This is a genomic window from Pantoea sp. E956-1, from assembly GCF_982223955.1.
The window spans coordinates 282,010-301,644 of sequence record NZ_CEUYZP010000003.1; the positions used below are offsets into that span (position 1 = coordinate 282,010).

The following is a 19,635-nucleotide window of genomic DNA, read 5'->3' on the forward strand; positions in this document are numbered from 1 at the left end:
ACGCTCGGGTTTAACAGCTTTTCTTTTGAAATCAGTATAAGGAGCGGTATTACCGTAGCAGGACAGGTTACTTCTCTTACATAAGACCCCGATGCAGGGCATGAGACGGAGCGATTCCTCCCGACTGATCTTGTGGACTTAAAGTCACGCGCTAGCGCCATAACGCTAACATTATCCTTCCCGCATTTCCTGATATCGGGGAGCAGTTAGGCGTGTCATCACGCGAGCCTGGCCTGACGCTATCGAGCTTTTTTATCACGTTTGCTCTGGCGCAGCTGGTTGTTGGTCCGCTTGCAGATCGTTTCGGGCGCAAGAAACGGGTACTGGGCGGCCTTTCAGTATTTATGGTGGGAACCGTTGTTTACTTAACTGTATGCGTAATATTTCAGTCAGCCATAGAGAAAGACTAAAACTCATCATAATAATGAATATGCCCTGAATGCATCTGGTTTAGTTTCAGAGTTATTTCTGGGCGCACGGATGTCTGTACTGACGGGTTGCGGAAGATTTAAGAAAGCGGAACGGAATATGTTGATCGCCTGAAATCTTGCCACGTTAGCACTGCAGGTAATATCTCTTCCTGCAAGAAAAAGTGGTCAGCCTGCTCCCTGCTGAATAACGGCGCCCTGCCAGTCCATGATTAATTTACTGCAGCGCTGGATCTTTCGCTTAATTGCTTGCACATCATCGCATGGATCCTATGCTTTCCAGTTTCAGGTATACAGGTAACGTTTAATGCTTAATTTCGATCCTCAGATGTTGCTGCTACTTTATTTTGTTCTTCCCGTTTGGCTTATTGCCGGTTTCACCGACTGGCTTTGTCACCGGGCGACGGATATTGAAAAGACAACCGGACTCAAGGAAACCTATATCCATATCCTGATGTTTCTGGAGATGGGGCTTCCTTTGCTTTCAGCACTCTTCCTGGATGTGAATGCGCTGGTTATTGGATTTATGATTGTGCTGTTTTTCTGTCATGAAGCGACCGCGCTGTGGGATGTCAGCTATGCCGTGACTGCAAGGCGGGTTTCCCCGATTGAACAGCATGTACACAGTTTCCTGGAAATGGTTCCTCTTATGGCGCTGCTGCTGGTCATTTCACGACACTGGCCACAGTTTCTGGCACTGTTTGGTTTCGGAGACGAGCCAGCACGTTTTGAACTGAAACTAAGGACAGATCCTTTGCCAACAGGCTACATCGTGGCTGTGCTTACAGGTATTTTTGTGCTGGAAGTATTGCCTTACCTTGAAGAGTACCGGCGTTCAAAAAAAGCAGCAAAACATGCACGTTAACCGTTTAAACACTCAGTAAAATGCCGCATGCTGAGTTGCATACGTTGCCCGCAATAAGATCACCGGCACGACTCCAGTCTGACGTAATACGTGATCGGCTATTTCAGCAACAGAGAACCTCCGTGCCCGAATGACTCCGGGAAACACGGGGATGCGCCGGTCCTGAGTGTATCTGGTGCAGCTGACCCTGGTGTCTTATGCATCACCGGCACCGCAGGCATTCCATCCTGTCTATAAGCGACGTCAACCCGCCATGACTGCAGGCAGATTCCCCTTTCGCAGGAGACGCAGATAACCTATCACGGTGCGCTGGCGGTTAAGCGGACATGCCAGGACGTCTCCTTCAATGTATCGGTAAAGGCGGGCGTAACAAGATGCCCTGAATACAGCAGAACGGCAGAGTCAAAGCGGAACAGTGAATTTCATCGTGACCCGAAGAGCCGGCGCATCAGCGTAAAAAGTCACGTCACCCGATGCCGGTACCCGCGTCAGAAGACTAACTCTCACGCAAAAAGCGAAAGCTGAGGTATGCCACGATAGCCTGCCGTTTTCAGAAAATTGAAGACAATGAAAGAGGCAAATATCACCCTGGGGTAAGTTCACGCAGAACGACAGATAGAGTTTATGACGAAAAAGAGTATCAGTTGAATGAAAAGATAAGCGGGGAAAGGCGGAATACGAAGAACGGATAAGTTTTGTTCAGATGCCGGAATAATAATAAATGCCGACCAGCTATCATAAATAAAAAAATAAGTAACAGGCCGGGCAGTGTTTAATACTGCCCGGCCTGCGACGCCGGTATTAACGGATGAATAAATGCAGATCCGGAAATCAGGGGGGTAGATTCCACAGGTACAGTTATCCATCAACCGTTATACTGCGTCAATCGCTCTTACGTCCGCCGCCGTGGCTGTTTTCGCCACCTTTCTTACCGGCCTCAGACGCCTTTTGACGATCGTTGGCGAAGTTTCCGCCGCTGTTTTGTCCACCTTTTTTGCCCGCTTCAGAGGCTTTTTCAGGATTTTCTGCAAAGTTACCAGAACCACCGCGATGTTCAGTCATAAATACCTCTCTTTAATCAGTAAGTAATTTTAACTTCCGCGTAAATGGCAAATGACAATACAACATGGCCGTCAGTCACCATTCAGTAAATAAGCATAGATACTCCAACTGATAATGCAAAAAAAAATTTAGAGACGAAGCGATAAATTAAACGAAGCCAGTCTCTGTTGCCGCCACGCTTATTTAAAAAATTTCTTTGCAGACATATAAATATATCATCAGCAACTTTTAACGAGGCGGTAAAAATAAATAGGGAACCCGGCCGCAGCATTTTTCCGTGTCGGCAAAATCAGCCTACGGACATGTCGGTAATCAGGTGCCGCTGATATTCACCCGGTAAGTCTATAGCTGGCGTACTACCCGAAAGCCTGCCTGTACAGCCCCGTTTAACCCTTCTGCGGTTTGATAACACAGGCTGGGCCAGGACTGGCGTTTTTCTCAATACGCTTTTACGTCAGGTTTCACTTCAGCATGTACGGGCTGTAGCCCGCCCGCACAGATGCATCTCCTCAGACATATCCCATCATTTTCAGCAGCGACTGCACCTGATTCATCGCTTCACTGCGATGGGTGACGCCCAGCTTCTGATAGAGATTGCGGATATGGGTTTTGATGGTGGTAGAGGCGACTGCCAGCTCACCGGCGATTTGATCGTTGCTGTAGCCCGAATAGATCAATCCCAGCACCTGCCATTCACGCTGCGTCAGGGGACTGGTTCGGATCAGCTCCGGGACGTCAGGATGGTTAAGCAAACGGCTGACAAAGCCTTCATCAAAATGGGCGAATTTGTGACGGTGATATTTATTAATCTCCAGCAGGATGCGTCGCGCACGGTGGCTGTCCAGCTCATTCAGGGTATTCAGCTGAATCAATTGCCGCAGTTGCTGCGCCATCATCTCGCCTTCTATCACGAAATGGCTGATAAAGCCGGTGCTGCGGGCCAGCTTCAGCGCCTCGATCAGAACACGCTGCGCCTCCGCTTTGCGGTCGGTCTGCCAGTAGATCTGATTCAGCAGCAGCAGATTACGGTTTAAATCGCTCATCAGGCGCAGGGCTCGGGCATTCTCATTCAGCTCCTCCAGCACCACTTCCGCCTGACTGACATCACCCAGCAGGATCTGCGCGCGGGCGATGTTCCGCCACTGTCCCTGCAGAAAATGGTTATTGACAAAGGCGGGTTTAGGCGTCTGCCGCATCCAGTCGCGGGCATTCTGGCTGTCACCGGTCATCTGCCAGTAAATCACCCGGACTTTATCGGCATTGGCGATCCAGTCGCTGTGCCAGTTGCCATTGTTCAGCAGGTTTTCCAGCCGGTTAAGATAGCTACGAGCGTTATCCAGATTGCCACGCGCCAGTGAGCACTGCACCAGCAATCCCAGACACTGAATCTGCTGTTGCGGCTGAAAACCATTCAGCACTTTGATGCCTTCCCGGGCCGCCTGCTCCGCCTCTTCCAGTCGTCCCCAGGCCCACAGCAACTGAGCGCGAATGCGCAGCAGAAACTCATGAAGCGGGAACTGCGCAAGATGCTGCTCCTCAACCAGCACAAAGGCACGGCTCTGAATCTCATAGGCGGCCTGCAAAAAGCCCTGAGCAAACAGGATCTCGCTCTGCTGAATCAGGCTCCAGAGGGCGTAGTGCCAGACTTCATCACGCCGCGCCATCTGTTCGGTCTGCCGCATCAGTTTGAGGGAATCATCCAGCTCGCCTTTGCAGTGCATCACTTCGCCATGCACCGAGGTTGCCACGATGCGGCTGTAGTGACGGCTGGCTGGCAGTGTGTCGAGCGCCACTTTCGCCAGCCGCTCCGCTTCATCGGTATTGCCATCGTTAATCGCCACCTGAGCGCGCAACGCATTAAACTCACCGCGCAGTGCGGCATCGATCTCACAGCGGCTGGCCTGTTCAAAACGCGCCAGCAGACTGTCGACTTCAGAGAAGCGATGCTGACTCTGCATCAGCCACGCCTGCAGCAGCACCAGCACTGGATTTTCCAGCATCATCTCCCAAGGCAGTGCTTTCAGAGAGTTCTCCAACAGCGGCAGCTCGCTCTGATTAAACAACGTCCAGGCATGCTTCAGCAGCACGTCCCGCAACATGGTGGCGTCACCAGAGGCGAGCGCATGATGAATCGCCTCACCGGGAAAGCCCTGCGCCATCCAGCTCTCTGCCGCAGCACGATGCAGTGCGGGCAGTTCCGCCGCCAGTTCCCACTGACAGCGCTGACGCAGGAAGTTACCAAACAGCGGATGGTAGCTGAACCAGCAGCCGGAATCGTCCATGCGCTGCAGAAACAGACCCTGACGCTCAATCTCTTCCAGCCGCATCTGGCCGTTCTCTTCGCGCGTGACACAGGCGATCAGCTCATCGTTCATTGAACGCAGCAGCGCGGTTTTCAGCAGGAAATGGCGGGTAGGCAGATCGACGTTATCCAGGACTTCTTCAACCAGATAATCGGAGAGGTGGCTGGCATTAATGCCGGAGAGACGCCGTGCAGAATGCTGAGCCGAACTGGCACCCTGTCGCGCCGACAGTACAATCAGTTGCAGCGCAGTGGCCCAGCCCGCAACATCATCACAGAGTCGGCCGCTCTCTTCGCTTTCCAGCGGGGCCGCCAGTCGGCAGTCAAAAAATTGTCGCGCCTCCTGGTGGGTAAAAGCCAGCTGCTGGCTGCCCAGCTCAATCAGTTGCTCACGCACCCGCAGGTTGGCGATACCGAGCTGCGGCAGATTACGTGACATCAGAATCAGCGTCAGATTTTCAGGCTGATGCCGCAGGAAAAAGCGCATCGCGTCGTGGATCACCGGATTGGTGATCAGATGGTAGTCATCAACGATCAGCCACAGCGGCTGCTGCCACTCCACCAGCTCAATAAAGAGCTGAGAAAACAGCGCATTAAGATTGACATACTGCCGCTTCTGCGCCAGCAGTTCACTGCGCGGACAGCCACCGTGGGTGGCCTGTTGCAATGCAGTAATCAGGTAATCGGCAAAGCGCTCAGGCTGATTATCGCCCTCATCTAAAGAAACCCACCCCAGATCGCTTTTCCCTGCCGCCCACTGCGACACCAGGGTGGTTTTACCGTAGCCCGCCGGACTGGTGACCAGCACCAGCCGATAGTTACCGGCAGCGGTGAGCTTTTGCAGCAATCTCTCCCGAATCACGGTGCCTTCAAGACGCACCGGGCGGCTGAGTTTAGCGGGTATTAACATGGGCGCGCGTTTCTCCATTATGTCGAGCGCATCATTATTTTACGCTTCGTAATTATTCCTTACACAGGTTCAGCATTTCGTCTGATGAATGCAAGCAAACCCATTAATTAAACTTTACAAAAGCGTGCGCAATCACACTCCTCCAGCGATTTCGGATTAGCCTCATCCTCTCCACCCTCCCTATCCTCCTGCGCTAATTCTTTGCAGGAGGATGAGCGAGAGTTTCCGCGCGGGCAGACTGTCGCCACATTGACCCATTTTCCGTTTTTACAGGACATCAACCATGACACAGCCCGATTTCAACCCGATTCAGTTCAATGCGGCCCTGACCCGTCAGTGGCAGCGTTTTGGCCTGCGCGATGCGCAGGAGATGACCACAACACAGTGGTGGCAGGCACTCAGCGGTGCGCTGGCCGATATGCTGGCCGCGCAGCCTGCTCCCCCGGCTCAGGCAGAACTGCGCCATGTTAACTATCTGTCGATGGAGTTTTTGATCGGTCGCCTGACCGGCAACAACCTGCTGAACCTGGGCTGGTATGACGCGGTCAACGAGGCCCTGGCCGCCTGGGATATTTCACTCACTGATGTGCTGGAAACCGAAACCGATCCGGCGCTGGGTAATGGCGGCCTGGGTCGTCTTGCTGCCTGTTTCCTGGATTCCATGGCGAATGTGGGTCAGCCCGCGACGGGCTACGGTCTGAACTATCAGTACGGTCTGTTCCGGCAGCGCTTCGAACAGGGCGCGCAGATTGAAGGCCCGGATGACTGGCAACGCGATCGCTACCCGTGGTTTAACCATAACGCCGCGCTTAACGTGCGTGTCGGACTGGGCGGTAAAGTGGTGACGGTTGCGGGTCAGCCACAGTGGCAACCAGCGTTTGAACTGCTCGGTGAAGCCTGGGATCTGCCGGTGGTGGGTTATCAGAATGGTATCAGCCAGCCACTGCGTCTTTGGCAGGCGAAACATGCCCAGCCGTTCAACCTCAGTCGCTTTAACGACGGCGACTTTCTGCGCGCAGAACAACAGGGTATTGATGCTGAAAAACTGACTAAAGTGCTCTACCCCAATGACAATCATCAGAACGGTAAAAAACTGCGTCTGATGCAGCAATATTTTCAGTGCGCTTGCGCGCTGGCTGACATTCTGCGTCGCCATCATCAGGCCGGACGCAGCATCGAAACCCTGGCCGATCATGAAGTGATCCAGCTTAATGACACCCATCCGACGCTGGCCATCCCGGAGCTGATGCGTCTGCTGCTGGATGAGCATCATCTGAGCTGGGATCGCGCCTGGCAAATCACGCAGCACACTTTTGCCTATACCAACCACACTCTGATGCCGGAAGCGCTGGAGTGCTGGGATGTGCGGCTGGTGCGCAGCCTGCTGCCGCGCCATATGATGATCATCAATACCCTGAACGCGCAGCTAAAAACGGCCGTCACGGCGCGCTGGCCGGACGATGACGCGAAGTGGGCCAGACTGGCATTGGTGCATAATAACCAGCTGCGGATGGCGAACCTCTGCGTGACCAGCGGGTTCGCGGTCAACGGCGTGGCGGCGCTGCACTCGAAACTGGTGGTGCAGGATCTCTTCCCGGAATATCACCAGATGTGGCCGGAGAAATTCCACAACGTGACCAACGGCATTACACCGCGCCGCTGGATCAATCAGTGCAACCCGGCGCTGAGTGCCCTGATCACCCGGACATTGCAAAAACCCTGGCTGAACGATCTCGATGCCTTGCAGGGGCTGGAAGCCTTTGCGGATGACGCCGCCTTCTGCGCGGAATATCGCGCCATTAAGCAGCAGAACAAAGTCGCGCTGGCGCACTGGGTGAAACAGCGGACCGGCATTGAGATTGACCCCACTGCGCTGTTTGACGTACAGATCAAACGACTGCATGAGTACAAACGCCAGCATCTGAGCCTGCTGCATATCATTGCGCTGTGGCAGACGCTGGTCACCGATCCGCAGGCTAACCGGACGCCGCGCGTGGTGCTGTTTGGTGCCAAAGCCGCGCCCGGCTATGCACTGGCGAAAAACATCATCTATGCCATCAACAAAGTGGCCGGGGTGATCAATCAGGATCCCCGCATCGGTGACCGTCTGAAAGTCGTGTTTATTCCCGATTACAACGTCTCCGTCGCCGAGCGGCTGATTCCCGCCGCCGACCTTTCCGAGCAGATCTCCACTGCCGGTAAAGAAGCGTCCGGCACCGGGAATATGAAGCTGGCGCTGAACGGCGCACTGACCATCGGCACACTGGATGGAGCGAACGTTGAGATCGCTGAGCAGGTTGGCAGTGAGAACATCTTTATCTTCGGGCATACCGTGGAACAGGTGGTGGCGTTAAAAGCCAGTGGCTATGCTCCGGCGCAGTGGCGCAAGAAAGATCCGCAGCTCAATCAGGTCTTACAGGCGCTGGAAGATGGCACCTTCAGCCAGGGCGACTGCCAGGCCTTTGATGCGATGTTGCAGAGTCTCGGCCCGGAAGGCGGTGATCCTTATCTGGTACTGGCTGACTTCCAGCCCTATCTTGACGCTCAGGCGCAGGTAGAAGCGCTGTGGAGCGATCAGGAGGCCTGGACACGTGCCACCATCCTCAATACCGCACGCTGTGGCATGTTCAGCTCCGATCGCGCTATACGCGATTACCAGCAGCGCATCTGGCAAGCGAAACGCTAAGGAACGCCATGAAAACAGATCTGGTTATGGACGATTTCTCCCGGGCGGGCATCGCTGCTGAGTATATCAATGCTCACGGTAAGCCACAGGCGATCCCGACCCTGACCCGCCAGCGTTTGCTGGCGGTGATGCAGCCTTCTCATCCGCTGAGCACGCCGCTGCCACCGGTGGTGATTTTTCGCAGCGGCGATTTGCTGAGCCTGTCGCCACAGCTCGCTGACGATGCCCACTGGCATCTCACCAGTGAAGCGGGCGAAATCAGCTCAGGTCGCTGCCAGCCCGCTCAGCCGCTGCATCTGCCGCCGCTTCCTGAAGGCTATCATCAGCTGACGCTGCAACAGGGCGCGCAGCAGTGGTCGTGCCGGATAATCATTGCCCCGGCCCGCTGTTATGAACCCCCGGCCCTGCTGGCAGGTGAGTCATTATGGGGCGCCTGCGTGCAGCTCTATACCCTGCGGTCGGCGGATAACTGGGGAATCGGCGACTTTGGCGATCTGCGCCGGATGCTGCCGGAGCTCGCTGCACGCGGCGGCGCATTTATCGGTCTTAACCCTATCCATGCGCTGTTTCCCTCCAGCCCGGAGAGTGCCAGCCCTTACAGCCCCTCGTCCCGGCGCTGGCTCAATGTGCTCTACATCGACGTGGGCGCAGTCACTGATTTCCGGCAGAGCGCTGCCGCTCAGGCCTGGTGGCAACGTCCGGAAACAGAGCAGGCGCTGGAGCAGGCTCGCGCAGCAGAATGGGTGGATTATGCGGCGGTGACCCGGCTGAAAATTCAGGCGCTGAGGCTGGCGTGGCCGCAGTTTACTCAGCGTGACGCCAGCGATCCCGAGGTGCAGGCGTTTAATAGATTTATACGTGAAGGAGGCGAGAGTCTTCGGCATCAGGCGCTGTTTGATGCGCTGCACGCCGACCAGATAGCGCAGGATAGCGAGCGCTGGGGCTGGCCGGTGTGGCCGGAGGCGTTGCAGGATCCCGGCAGCCCGGCCGTACAGACCTTTTTAAAACAGCACGCCGATCAGGTGCGCTTCTGGCTCTGGCTACAGTGGCTGGCCGCACAGCAGTTTGCTGACTGCTGGGACATGTGCCAGCAGCAGCAGATGCCGATTGGCCTTTACCGCGATCTGGCGGTGGGTGTTGCGCAGGGTGGCGCAGAGACCTGGAGCGAGCGCAATCTCTACTGCATGGATGCCAGCATCGGTGCGCCGCCCGATATTCTCGGCCCGCGCGGCCAGGACTGGGGATTACCGCCGATGGATCCGCAGGTGATGCGTCAGCGCGCCTGGGAGCCATGGATCGCCCTGCTGCGCGCCAACATGCGCCACTGCGGCGCACTGCGCATTGACCATGTGATGGCGCTAATGCGGCTGTGGTGGATTCCGGCCGGTGAAAGCGCGATGCACGGTGCCTATGTGCACTATCCCATCGACGATCTGCTGGCGATTATGGCGCTGGAAAGTCAGCGTCATCGCTGCATGGTAATTGGCGAAGATCTTGGTACGGTGCCGGAAGCGATTGTCGATAAGCTGCGGGACGGCGGGGTCTACTCCTATAAGGTGCTCTATTTTGAGCAGGAGTCTGCCCAGGCTTTTCGCCCGCCCGCCGAATGGCCACGGCAGGCAATGGCGGTCGCGACCACTCACGATCTTCCGACGCTGCGTGGCTGGTGGCAGAGCGATGATTTGACCACCGGCGCGCAACTCGGCCTCTATCCCGACAAGGTGGTGCTGGCCGGGCTGTATCAGGATCGGCTGCGGGCAAAGCAGGCGCTGCTGCAGAGTCTGCATCGCGCTGGTGCCCTGCCGAAACGTGCCGGACGCGATGCACGTCGCACCGGCATGAGCAAGGCATTAAACCGGGCGATGCAGCGCTATCTGGCTGACAGTGACAGCGCCCTGCTGGGACTGCAACCGGAGGACTGGCTGGATATGGCGGCGCCGGTCAATATTCCGGGCACCAGCGATGAATATCCGAACTGGCGACGCAAGCTCAGCGCCACACTGGAAACGCTGTTCAGCGATCCTGCCACTGACACGCTGCTGCGTGATCTGACGGCACGCCGGAAGCGACTACGGCGCGATTGAAGGTTAACGCGCGACTCAGATTCGTCTCTGACGCAGCCTGTTTTACATGATTTTCAGTTATTACAGCGTGCGGGCCGGCAACGGCTCGCACGCTGCTACTGTAATCAACGTCGCTAAGCAGTAATAAGATATCCCTGAGTACGAGCGTCTGAAACACAAACCGGATTCTGTTCAGGATTTGATGAACTTAAGAATTTATCTTCGCCCAATCCTGAGATTGCTTTAACAGCAATGCCCTGCAATCAGGTTCTCTGCAACAAAAAAAGGTGCGCCGCAGCGCACCAGATGGAACAACATCAGTATTGTCGGGGTAGCTTCACCCCTTGCCTTTAACACTACTGATAAAGGTCTGCCGGGCAGAGGTGGAACCCAGCCGCTCGGCTTCATCCAGCAGTTTCAGCGCCTTATCGATATTACCGCTGTTCACCGCCTGTCTGATCTTCTGGTTAAAGTAACTCTCGGTGTCGCTCATGATCGGTTCCGCACGGGCTTTTGGCGCGGGCGCTGCTGCGGGTGCAGGCGCCGGTGCTGCGCTGTACGCGGACGCCGGTGCGGTGTTGCCGACGGTCACCGCGCTCGGGCCGGATGAACCAAACAGCGGCCCGACCAGAATGGATGAACCGGCGCTGGTCTGCATCTTCAGCTTGATTGTCCCTTCCCGGCTGTGGCGGGCGACGGGATCGGGGATATCCGGTACCGCATGACCCGTGCCCTGGGCGTAGGCCTTGGCCGGGTCAAGCAGCGTGGTGGTTTTTGTCAGATCGCTGTCGGTGGTGAACACCAGCAGGTAGATTTTTTGCTGACCCAGCGCCGGGGTTAATTTCATCACCCCTTCCAGTCGATCTGCCGCCATCACGCCCGGCTTCTGATAGGTAAAGTAGCGGCTGGGGAACCAGGCCGCAGGACGCAGGTTTTCATCCAGCACCAGCACGTTCGGTGCGAAAACCTGACCGTTCGCCACTTCACTGCTCAGCGTCAGCGTCAGTTCGCCGATATTGGCGGGCAGACTGTAGGCCGCGACCGGACCGGCAATGTGGGGCGCATTCAGCGTCTGTCCGCTGTTAGCAAGTTTTGTGGTCTGTGTCTGAGAAGCAGCCAGCGGTTGCCAGCTCAGGCGTTGCAGTGTCTCGGGTGCCACGACCGGTGCGGACGAGAGATCCTGCGGCACCAGATTGACATCCGCCAGGGCGGGAAGCGCGTGTCCTGTCAGTAACGCTGCACTCAGGCAGAGTGCAGCCAGTTTTTTCATTTTCATTTTGCATACCTTATTGCAGGTCGCGGCGTGAACCAGGCAATGGCACACCGCGACCAAAGAGATCCATCAGGCGCAGGCGCGCCTGTCAGAAAAGGTGCTGGCTTACCACCAGATTTCCATCTGCGCGCCGAAGGTCACTTCATCGTCTTTACCACGGCTGTTGGTCAGGATGCCGTTGCCGCTGGTGTCCGCAGAGGCGAAGGTGGTGAGATCACCGGAGTTATCTTTGTTGTAACCCCACTTTTCATCCCATTTGGCGTAGGTCGCGAACAGACGCAGAGCCGGACGTGACCAGATGCTGTCGCCCGCCTGCCACTGCTGCGCCAGCGTCACTTTGTACTGGCCGTTGCGCTCGTTAGCCTGCTGCGATTTGACGTTGTCGTAGCCCAGTTCCAGCAACGTGCTCATAATCGGCGTCCATTTGTACATCGGGCGTACACCTACGGTGTACCACTCGGTGCCGCGGTTGTTGTCCAGATCGATGTTCTGGTACATAGCGACGTACATCAGATCCCAGCGTTCCGCCAGCGAGATGGCTCCGTGGTCGAGGATGCGATACATGTCACCATTATTGTTGAGGCTGGTGCCCTGCGGCACGCCTTTGCCCTGTGAGGTCAGCGCATCGGTGGCATACTGCAACACGAATTTGTTGTAGCCTTTCAGCATGCTCTGGGTATGTTCAGCAGTGAACATCCAGCCATCTTTAGAGGCACCCTCTTCCAGACGATAGTCGTCACGGGCGTTGGCACGACCGTAGTCGACACCCAGCTCCAGCACGCCGTTGGTGTTGGTTTCCAGACCGGCCAGACGCACATCAAACACGTCGTTGGCAGTGCTGGTGGCGAAGTCACGGATACGATCGCTGGAGAAGGTGTAAGAGCCGCCCGCTTCAGATGAACGGGTTGCGGCGAAAGAGAGTTTACCAAAGCCGAGATCGACATCTTCCAGACCGGCACCTGGGCCCGAGATATCCCAGTAGTAGAAGTCGATCATATGGACGTCATGACGCTGATAGAAACGCTTACCGGCCCAGATGGTAGAGCCTGGCAGCGCGTCGATCAGGTTTTTACCTTTTACGTTGGCTTCACGGAAGGCGGGCGATGTGGCTTCCCAGTCATTCTGCTGTGCCACGGAGTAAGCCACGTTGGTGTCGAAATAGAAGCTTTTGTCGCCCTCTTTCCACACTTCCTGGCCTAACTTCAGTTCGGCGTAGGTTTCACATTCGTTGCCCAGACGGTATTTACTTTGAGCGCCGGTGGCCTGAAAACATTGCTGTTCACCACCGCTGCCGGTCCAGCCAATGCCGGAACGGGCGTAACCGGTAAAATCAACCGCCATCGTCGGGGCGGAGAGGGTTCCCACCGCGACGGCAACGGCGATGGGAAGTTTGCGCAGAGTTAACATTTTCTATCTCCTGAGGTCATTGCTTTTATTGTTTTTGGCAGGGCTATACACCCGGCTCCTGATACAGCCTGCGGCACGCGCTCCCGTCCTCGCGGAACAGGTGACAACGCTCGGGCGGCAGGCCAATACCGAGGATGGCGCCCTCTTTTACCAGCACGACGTCCTCCTGGCGGTAGACCAGGTTTTGACGGATAGCGGGAATCTCGATGTGAATCTGTGTTTCATGCCCCAGCTGTTCCACCACCTGCACCTCCCCTTCCAGGGTGACGTCGGCGATATCGCTGGAAAGCAGATGTTCCGGGCGAATACCCAGTGACATGTTGCTGCCGACCTGCACACCGGCGCTGTCAACCGGCAGCCAGACCAGCTGCTGATTCGGCAGCCGTACCTGAACCTGATCGATGGCGGTGGCGGTCACTTTGACCGGCAGGAAATTCATTTTTGGTGAGCCGATAAATCCGGCGACAAAGCGGTTGGCCGGATAGTGATACAGCTCAAGCGGCTTACCGACCTGCGCAATGCGTCCGGCGTCCAGCACCACGATTTTGTCGGCCAGCGTCATCGCTTCGATCTGATCGTGGGTTACGTAAATCATGGTGCGCTTGAGGCGCTTATGCAGACGGGAGATTTCGATCCGCATCTGAACGCGCAGCGCGGCGTCAAGGTTCGACAGTGGTTCATCCAGCAGGAAGACGCGCGGTTCCGCCACCAGCGTGCGGCCAATCGCCACGCGCTGACGCTGCCCGCCAGAGAGGGCTTTAGGCCGGCGATCGAGCAGATGCGCCAGTTGCAGGATCTCCGCCACCTGATTGACCCGCTGATGGATCTCCGCTTTTTTCACCCCGGCCAGTTTCAGGCCAAAAGACATGTTCTCTGCCACCGACAGATGGGGATAGAGCGCATAGGACTGAAACACCATGCCGATGCCGCGTTCGGCAGGCGGCACTTCATTCATGCGCCGGTCGCCGATTAACAGCTCGCCGCTGGTGATAGTCTCCAGTCCGGCAATCATGCGCAGCAGCGTCGATTTGCCACAGCCTGATGGGCCGACGAAAACAACAAATTCCCCTTCACGAATAGTGAGATCGATATCTTTCGACACCACCGTATCGCCCCAGGCTTTCGTGACATTGCGTAACACAACGCTCGCCATGATCCCTTCCCTCTTAGCTGCATAGTCGTGTCTGCACAGCGGCAGACGGGTTCCGGGGCTCACTATGCGAGAGGAAACAAACGGTAACATCCTCCGCCACAACGCAATCTGCTGGGGGAGGAGGCGGGAGGAGGAGAAACGCGGGCTGACGCCGCGGGCCGCACGCTGCCGCGCTTTTTTGTGATCGCTAACGCAGACCCGCAGGAATTTTTACCGCGTAAACGCCCGCTTAAGGGGCTTTTTGCCAGCGCGATCACAGCGGCAGGCCGAGGGGCGTAGAACAGAGGAGGATGAGAAGCCCTGGCGGATAAGCACAATGATGCCGGTACAGCATTCACCTCTTCCGCTAACAGGATGGATTTATGACGATGAAAACCGGAGCAAGAATTCTGGCCCTTTCTGCCCTCTCTGCCGTGCTCTTTTCAGCCAGTGCGATGGCAAAAATTGAGGAAGGTAAACTGGTCATCTGGATTAACGGTGACAAGGGTTACAACGGTCTTGCCGAAGTGGGTAAGAAATTTGAGCAGGAGACCGGTATCAAAGTTACGGTCGAGCATCCTGACAAAATGGAAGAGAAGTATCCGCAGGTCGCGGCGACCGGCGATGGCCCGGATATTATCTTCTGGGCGCATGACCGTTTTGGCGGCTACGCGCAGTCGGGCCTGCTGGCTGAGGTGACGCCGGATGCCAGCTTCCGCGAGAAGATTTTCCCGTTCACCTGGGACGCGGTGCGCTTCGACGGCAAGCTGATTGGCTATCCGATTTCCGTTGAGTCGCTGTCACTGATCTACAACAAAAAGCTGCTGCCGAACCCGCCAAAAACCTGGGAAGAGATTGCCGGTCTCGACAAGCAACTGCGCGCCAAAGGCAAAAGCGCCATCATGTTTAACCTGCAGGAGCCCTATTTCACCTGGCCGCTGCTGGCCGCAGGCGGGGCTTACGCCTTTAAGCTCACCGACGGACATTATGACGTGAAGGATGTCGGCGTCGATAACGCCGGGGCTAAAGCGGGCATGCAGTTCCTGGTCGATCAGGTTAAAGCCAAAACCCTGAATGCGGACACCGATTATTCGATTGCTGAGGCCGCCTTTAACAAGGGCGAAACCGCCATGACCATTAATGGTCCGTGGGCGTGGGGCAACCTCGACAAGAGCGGTATCGACTACGGCGTCACCGAATTGCCAACGCTGAACGGTAAACCGTCGAAAGCCTTTGTCGGCGTGCTGAGTGCCGGGATCAACGCCGCCAGTCCTAACAAAGAGCTGGCGAAAGAGTTCCTGGAGAATTATCTGCTGACTGACACCGGTCTGGATGCGGTCAACAAAGATAAGCCGCTGGGTGCCGTGGCGCTGAAATCTTTCCAGCAGACGCTGGAAAAAGATTCGCGCATCGCCGCCACCATGAACAACGCCCGTCAGGGTGACATCATGCCGAATATCCCGCAGATGGCGGCATTCTGGTATGCGATGCGCACCGCTACCCTGAACGCGCTGGGCGGTCGTCAGAGCGTCGACGCCGCACTGAAAGATGCTCAGGCCCGTCTGAAGAAGTAATTCTCCCCTTGCAGCCGGGGCAACCCGGCTTGAGTGACCGTTAAGGAAAACCGCATCATGTCAGGAAAACCGAAAACGCGCAGTGTGCTGTTGAAAAGCGTTCTCATCGGGATCTGCTGTCTGCTGGTCGGCTATCTGCTGGTGCTGATGTACGCGCAGGGCGAATATCTGTTTGCGTTGCTGACGCTGATCCTCAGTGCGACCGGACTGTGGATTTTTGCTAACCGTCGCGCGTATGCGTGGCGTTATGTCTATCCCGGCGTGGCGGGAATGGCGCTGTTTGTGCTGTTCCCTCTCGCCTGCACGATTGCCATTGCCTTTACCAACTACAGCAGCAGCAACCAGCTCACCTTTGAACGGGCGCAGCAGGTTTTGCTGGGCCGCACCTTCCAGTCGGGTGAAGCAGTCAGTTTTTCTCTGTTCCCGGCCGGCGATCGCTGGCATTTAGTGCTGAATGATGGCAAAGACTATGTTTCACCGCCGTTTCAGTTTGGCGCTGAACAGACCCTGAAAATGGCCCCTGCCGCACCGCCCGCAGGCGAACGGGCGAACCTCAGAGCGATCACGACCAACCGTCAGGCACTGAGCCAGATCCGGGCTGAACTGCCGGATGGCCGTCAGTTGCGAATGAGTTCGTTGCGCCAGTTCTCCGGCACCCAGCCGCTCTATCGGATTGGCGCGCAGGATGAACTGACCAACCAGCAGAGCGGCGTGCATTATCGCGCTAACCCGCAAACTGGTTTCTATCAGGCCATTAACGCCGACGGCAGTTGGGCGAACGAAACGTTAAGCCCCGGCTTTACCGTGAATACCGGCTGGAAAAACTTCGTGCGGGTGTTTACTGACGAAGGGATTCAGAAGCCGTTCCTGGCGATATTTGGCTGGACGCTACTCTTCTCGCTGATCACCGTGGTGCTGACCGTCGCGGTGGGAATGGTGCTGGCGTGTCTGGTGCAGTGGGAGGCGTTACGCGGCAAAGCAGTCTATCGTGTGATGCTGATTCTGCCCTATGCCGTACCGGCGTTTATCTCGATCCTGATTTTCAAAGGACTGTTCAACCAGAGCTTTGGTGAAATCAACGTGATGCTCAGCGCGCTGTTTGGCGTGAAGCCCGCCTGGTTCAGCGACCCGACGCTGGCGCGCACCATGCTGATTATCGTCAATACCTGGCTCGGCTACCCCTACATGATGATCCTCTGCATGGGCCTGCTGAAGGCGATTCCGGATGATCTCTATGAAGCCTCGGCGATGGACGGTGCGGGGCCGCTGCAGAACTTCTTCCTGATTACCCTGCCGCTGCTGCTGAAACCGCTGATGCCGCTGATGATTGCCAGCTTTGCCTTTAACTTTAATAACTTTGTGCTGGTGCAGTTACTCACCAACGGCGGGCCGGATCGCCTCGGCACCACCACGCCAGCCGGTTACACCGATTTGCTGGTGAACTACACCTGGCGCATCGCCTTTGAAGGCGGCGGCGGGCAGGACTTTGGGCTGGCCGCCGCTATTGCCACGCTGATTTTCCTGCTGGTGGGTGCGCTGGCGGTGATTAACCTGAAAGCCTCGCGGATGAAATTCGACTAAGCGCCTGGCCCGACAGGCGTCATGGTTGCAGGCAGTCCGGACGCAAAGAGCGCGGAACAACCGGAACCTGGGAGGTGAGGATTGTGAGCACTGCCCGGGTTCAGACTGACAAATAAAATAGCCTGATGGACCAGGCTCTGAGGAGTTGTTATGGCTATGGTACAACCCAAATCGCAACGGCTGCGTCTGTTCACCACGCATCTGCTGCTGCTGTTATTTATCGCGGCGATTCTCTTTCCCCTGCTGATGGTGATTGCGATTTCGCTGCGTGCCGGGAACTTCGCCACCGGCAGCCTGATCCCGGAGCAGATCTCGTGGGAGCACTGGCGGCTGGCGCTGGGTTTCAGCGTGGAACACGCGGATGGCCGGGTAACACCGCCGCCCTTCCCGGTGCTGCTCTGGTTATGGAACTCCATCAAGATTGCCGCTATCAGTGCGCTGGGCATTGTGGCGCTCTCTACCACCTGCGCCTATGCGTTTGCCCGTATGCGCTTTACCGGCCGTGCCAGTCTGCTGAAAGGGATGCTGATATTCCAGATGTTCCCGGCGGTGCTGTCGCTGGTGGCGCTCTATGCCCTGTTTGATCGTCTCGGCCAGTATCTGCCCTTTATCGGGCTGAATACCCACGGTGGGGTGATCTTCGCCTATCTGGGCGGTATCGCGCTGCATGTCTGGACCATCAAAGGCTATTTCGAAACCATTGACGGGTCACTGGAAGAGGCCGCCGCGCTGGATGGCGCGACGCCGTGGCAGGCGTTCCGGCTGGTGCTGCTGCCGCTGTCGGTGCCGATTCTGGCGGTGGTGTTTATTCTGGCGTTTATCGCCGCGGTGACTGAAGTACCGGTCGCCTCGCTGCTGCTGCGCGATGTAAACAGCTACACCCTGGCGGTCGGGATGCAGCAGTACCTCAATCCGCAGAACTATCTGTGGGGCGATTTCGCCGCCGCGGCGGTGCTCTCTGCTATTCCGATCACCCTGGTTTTCCTGCTGGCGCAGCGCTGGCTGGTGAGCGGTTTAACCGCAGGCGGGGTGAAAGGCTAAAACGATCATCATTGTACGTTGCCACTACTTACACAACGCCTGTTGTGGTTGAAGGATTCGGCGGCCTGCGGGCCGCCTTTTTTATGCTAATCCGATTCCGACGCACGGCTGCCTGCCACCAGCGCCACGACCATGGCAGAGATCGCCTGCTCTCCTTCCGGTTTGCTGACATCGCCGCGTGCCACCGCGCCTGCGATGGCATCCGCGCCCCCCAGCAAGCCCCACATGCCTGCTGCCGGAATACCGCTGCTGCCTGCCAGAGGGGCAAACCAGCGCTGACAGCGGGCGATAAAGTCGAGCTGGTAGTGGCGTTTGACAGCAGCCAGTTCCGGTGAGGTGCTGAGCGCTGACAGCAACTCAGGAATCTCACGCCCTTCCGTCATCACACAATCCACATAACAGGCCGCAAGCACTTCCGCTTTTTGCTGTATCACCATCGGCGCGGCATTCATCGCCGCTTCCATCTTTTCGGTCTGGCGACGATCAAAATCGTCATACAATGCCGCCAGCAACCCATGACGGGTGGTGAAATGGTCATAAACCACCGGTTTACTGACCCCCGCCGCGTCGCCGACTCTGGCCAGCGTCAGTGCCTCGCTGCCTTCGGTTTGCATTATCTGCCACGCGACGTCTGATAACTGCCTGCGTCGTGCCTCGCGTGACAGACGCTTACGGGGTGTTTTTTCAACGGTCATGTTTTTCCTGATGGGCGAACAGACGCTGGCCCAGTTGATGCGCCAGCTGATAGTGTGACTCAGGATAACCTTCATCGCCGCTCAGCAACAGTTCACTGGTCACCACAGGCGCGCCGCAATAGTCAAAGATGCCGTGATCGATCTGATTCCGCATGCTGGCGAAATAGCCGCGCCGCAGAAAGGTTCGGGTATCCGCCGCGCCGATCGCAACAAGATGCACGGGAAGATGGCCGAGGCGTTTTACGATATGGTCATCCTGCTCATCAAAGGCCCAGCCCGCGATGAAGACGCGGTCTATCCAGCCTTTAAGCTGTGCCGGAAATGACCACCAGTAGACCGGATAGACCAGCACCAGCGCATCGGCACGATCCAGCCGCTGCTGTTCTGCCAGCACATCGGGCGGCGTCGGCACCAGACCGTTGAAATGTCTGTGATCGCTGAGCGTGAAACGCGGATCAAACCCTTCTGCTGCCAGATCGCCCTGTTCCACCGTATGGTGGCCCGTCGCGATAATGCCCTGCGCCAGCTGGTCCGCCACGCGGTGGGTGTGGGCGTCCTGATTGGGATGGGAAGTCACTATTAATGCATGCATCGTCGTCACCTTACCTGATTAGCC

General features: G+C 56.8%; 13 protein-coding genes and 1 pseudogene. 7 read left to right on the forward strand and 7 right to left on the reverse strand.

Going from position 1 to position 19,635, the window contains the following annotated elements; all coding sequences use genetic code 11:
- Nucleotides 1-161: 161 nt before the first annotated feature.
- Both AC0T7J_RS11885 and AC0T7J_RS11890 read left to right on the forward strand, forming a co-directional pair.
- Nucleotides 162-362, forward strand: a pseudogene (locus AC0T7J_RS11885) (MFS transporter); the annotation flags it as partial.
- A gap of 373 nt (nt 363-735) precedes the next feature.
- Nucleotides 736-1,293 (forward strand): diguanylate cyclase, encoded by a 558-nt coding sequence (locus AC0T7J_RS11890; protein WP_473794390.1) that lies wholly within the window; start codon nt 736-738, stop codon nt 1,291-1,293.
- Between the two features lie 882 nt (nt 1,294-2,175).
- Here AC0T7J_RS11890 and AC0T7J_RS11895 read toward each other — a convergent pair.
- Together AC0T7J_RS11895 and malT are read right to left on the reverse strand one after the other, a co-directional pair.
- Entirely contained in the window at nt 2,176-2,355 is a 180-nt protein-coding gene (locus tag AC0T7J_RS11895) for a con-10 family general stress protein (protein ID WP_473794391.1), read from the reverse strand.
- Nucleotides 2,356-2,864: 509 nt separating this feature from the next.
- Nucleotides 2,865-5,567 carry an HTH-type transcriptional regulator MalT gene (malT, locus tag AC0T7J_RS11900; protein WP_473794392.1) on the reverse strand — a complete coding sequence of 901 codons (2,703 nt, stop codon included), beginning with the start codon at nt 5,565-5,567 and terminating at the stop codon, nt 2,865-2,867.
- 283 nt (nt 5,568-5,850) lie between these two features.
- On the opposite strand from malT, the gene malP reads away from it, so the two are divergent.
- Both malP and malQ read left to right on the forward strand, forming a co-directional pair.
- Nucleotides 5,851-8,253 (forward strand): maltodextrin phosphorylase, encoded by a 2,403-nt coding sequence (gene malP / locus AC0T7J_RS11905; protein WP_473794394.1) that lies wholly within the window; start codon nt 5,851-5,853, stop codon nt 8,251-8,253.
- Between the two features lie 8 nt (nt 8,254-8,261).
- Nucleotides 8,262-10,337 (forward strand): 4-alpha-glucanotransferase, encoded by a 2,076-nt coding sequence (gene malQ / locus AC0T7J_RS11910; RefSeq protein ID WP_473794396.1) that lies wholly within the window; start codon nt 8,262-8,264, stop codon nt 10,335-10,337.
- Nucleotides 10,338-10,653: 316 nt separating this feature from the next.
- Here the strand turns inward: malQ and malM are convergent, their stop codons facing one another.
- From malM to malK, 3 genes are all read right to left on the reverse strand, one after another.
- Nucleotides 10,654-11,592: a maltose operon protein MalM gene (gene malM, locus AC0T7J_RS11915; RefSeq protein ID WP_473794397.1), complete on the reverse strand. Its 939-nt coding sequence runs from the start codon at nt 11,590-11,592 to the stop codon at nt 10,654-10,656.
- Between the two features lie 102 nt (nt 11,593-11,694).
- On the reverse strand, nt 11,695-12,996 hold the full coding sequence (locus tag AC0T7J_RS11920; RefSeq protein WP_033760237.1) for a maltoporin: 1,302 nt from the start codon (nt 12,994-12,996) through the stop codon (nt 11,695-11,697).
- A 43-nt stretch (nt 12,997-13,039) separates the two neighbouring features.
- A complete protein-coding gene (gene malK / locus AC0T7J_RS11925) occupies nt 13,040-14,149 on the reverse strand; it encodes a maltose/maltodextrin ABC transporter ATP-binding protein MalK (protein ID WP_031594250.1) in 1,110 nt (369 codons plus the stop codon).
- A 362-nt stretch (nt 14,150-14,511) separates the two neighbouring features.
- Between malK and malE the strand changes: the two genes are divergently transcribed.
- The 3 genes from malE (at nt 14,512) to malG (ending at nt 18,324) form a co-directional block, all read left to right on the forward strand.
- Nucleotides 14,512-15,702, forward strand: coding sequence for a maltose/maltodextrin ABC transporter substrate-binding protein MalE (gene malE, locus AC0T7J_RS11930; RefSeq protein ID WP_473794399.1), 1,191 nt, complete (start codon nt 14,512-14,514; stop codon nt 15,700-15,702).
- A gap of 57 nt (nt 15,703-15,759) precedes the next feature.
- Nucleotides 15,760-17,283, forward strand: coding sequence for a maltose ABC transporter permease MalF (malF, locus tag AC0T7J_RS11935; RefSeq protein WP_473794401.1), 1,524 nt, complete (start codon nt 15,760-15,762; stop codon nt 17,281-17,283).
- 150 nt (nt 17,284-17,433) lie between these two features.
- On the forward strand, nt 17,434-18,324 hold the full coding sequence (malG, locus tag AC0T7J_RS11940; RefSeq protein ID WP_010247369.1) for a maltose ABC transporter permease MalG: 891 nt from the start codon (nt 17,434-17,436) through the stop codon (nt 18,322-18,324).
- Nucleotides 18,325-18,410: 86 nt separating this feature from the next.
- Here the strand turns inward: malG and AC0T7J_RS11945 are convergent, their stop codons facing one another.
- Both AC0T7J_RS11945 and AC0T7J_RS11950 read right to left on the reverse strand, forming a co-directional pair.
- Entirely contained in the window at nt 18,411-19,019 is a 609-nt protein-coding gene (locus tag AC0T7J_RS11945; protein WP_473794402.1) for a TetR/AcrR family transcriptional regulator, read from the reverse strand.
- Nucleotides 19,009-19,611 (reverse strand): NAD(P)H-dependent oxidoreductase, encoded by a 603-nt coding sequence (locus AC0T7J_RS11950; RefSeq protein ID WP_473794404.1) that lies wholly within the window; start codon nt 19,609-19,611, stop codon nt 19,009-19,011. Before AC0T7J_RS11950 ends, AC0T7J_RS11945 begins: the two co-directional genes overlap by 11 nt.
- Nucleotides 19,612-19,635 lie beyond the last annotated feature (24 nt).

Bases quoted from the DNA above. Each gene is read 5' to 3' on its own strand.
- AC0T7J_RS11950 (WP_473794404.1), bottom strand. From the start codon at position 19,611: ATGCATGCATTAATAGTGACTTCCCATCCCAATCAGGACGCCCACACC.
- malK (WP_031594250.1), bottom strand. From the start codon at position 14,149: ATGGCGAGCGTTGTGTTACGCAATGTCACGAAAGCCTGGGGCGATACG.
- malM (WP_473794397.1), bottom strand. From the start codon at position 11,592: ATGAAAATGAAAAAACTGGCTGCACTCTGCCTGAGTGCAGCGTTACTG.
- AC0T7J_RS11895 (WP_473794391.1), bottom strand. From the start codon at position 2,355: ATGACTGAACATCGCGGTGGTTCTGGTAACTTTGCAGAAAATCCTGAA.
- AC0T7J_RS11890 (WP_473794390.1), top strand. From the start codon at position 736: ATGCTTAATTTCGATCCTCAGATGTTGCTGCTACTTTATTTTGTTCTT.
- malQ (WP_473794396.1), top strand. From the start codon at position 8,262: ATGAAAACAGATCTGGTTATGGACGATTTCTCCCGGGCGGGCATCGCT.
- AC0T7J_RS11945 (WP_473794402.1), bottom strand. From the start codon at position 19,019: ATGACCGTTGAAAAAACACCCCGTAAGCGTCTGTCACGCGAGGCACGA.
- malT (WP_473794392.1), bottom strand. From the start codon at position 5,567: ATGTTAATACCCGCTAAACTCAGCCGCCCGGTGCGTCTTGAAGGCACC.
- malP (WP_473794394.1), top strand. From the start codon at position 5,851: ATGACACAGCCCGATTTCAACCCGATTCAGTTCAATGCGGCCCTGACC.
- malF (WP_473794401.1), top strand. From the start codon at position 15,760: ATGTCAGGAAAACCGAAAACGCGCAGTGTGCTGTTGAAAAGCGTTCTC.
- malE (WP_473794399.1), top strand. From the start codon at position 14,512: ATGACGATGAAAACCGGAGCAAGAATTCTGGCCCTTTCTGCCCTCTCT.
- malG (WP_010247369.1), top strand. From the start codon at position 17,434: ATGGCTATGGTACAACCCAAATCGCAACGGCTGCGTCTGTTCACCACG.
- AC0T7J_RS11920 (WP_033760237.1), bottom strand. From the start codon at position 12,996: ATGTTAACTCTGCGCAAACTTCCCATCGCCGTTGCCGTCGCGGTGGGA.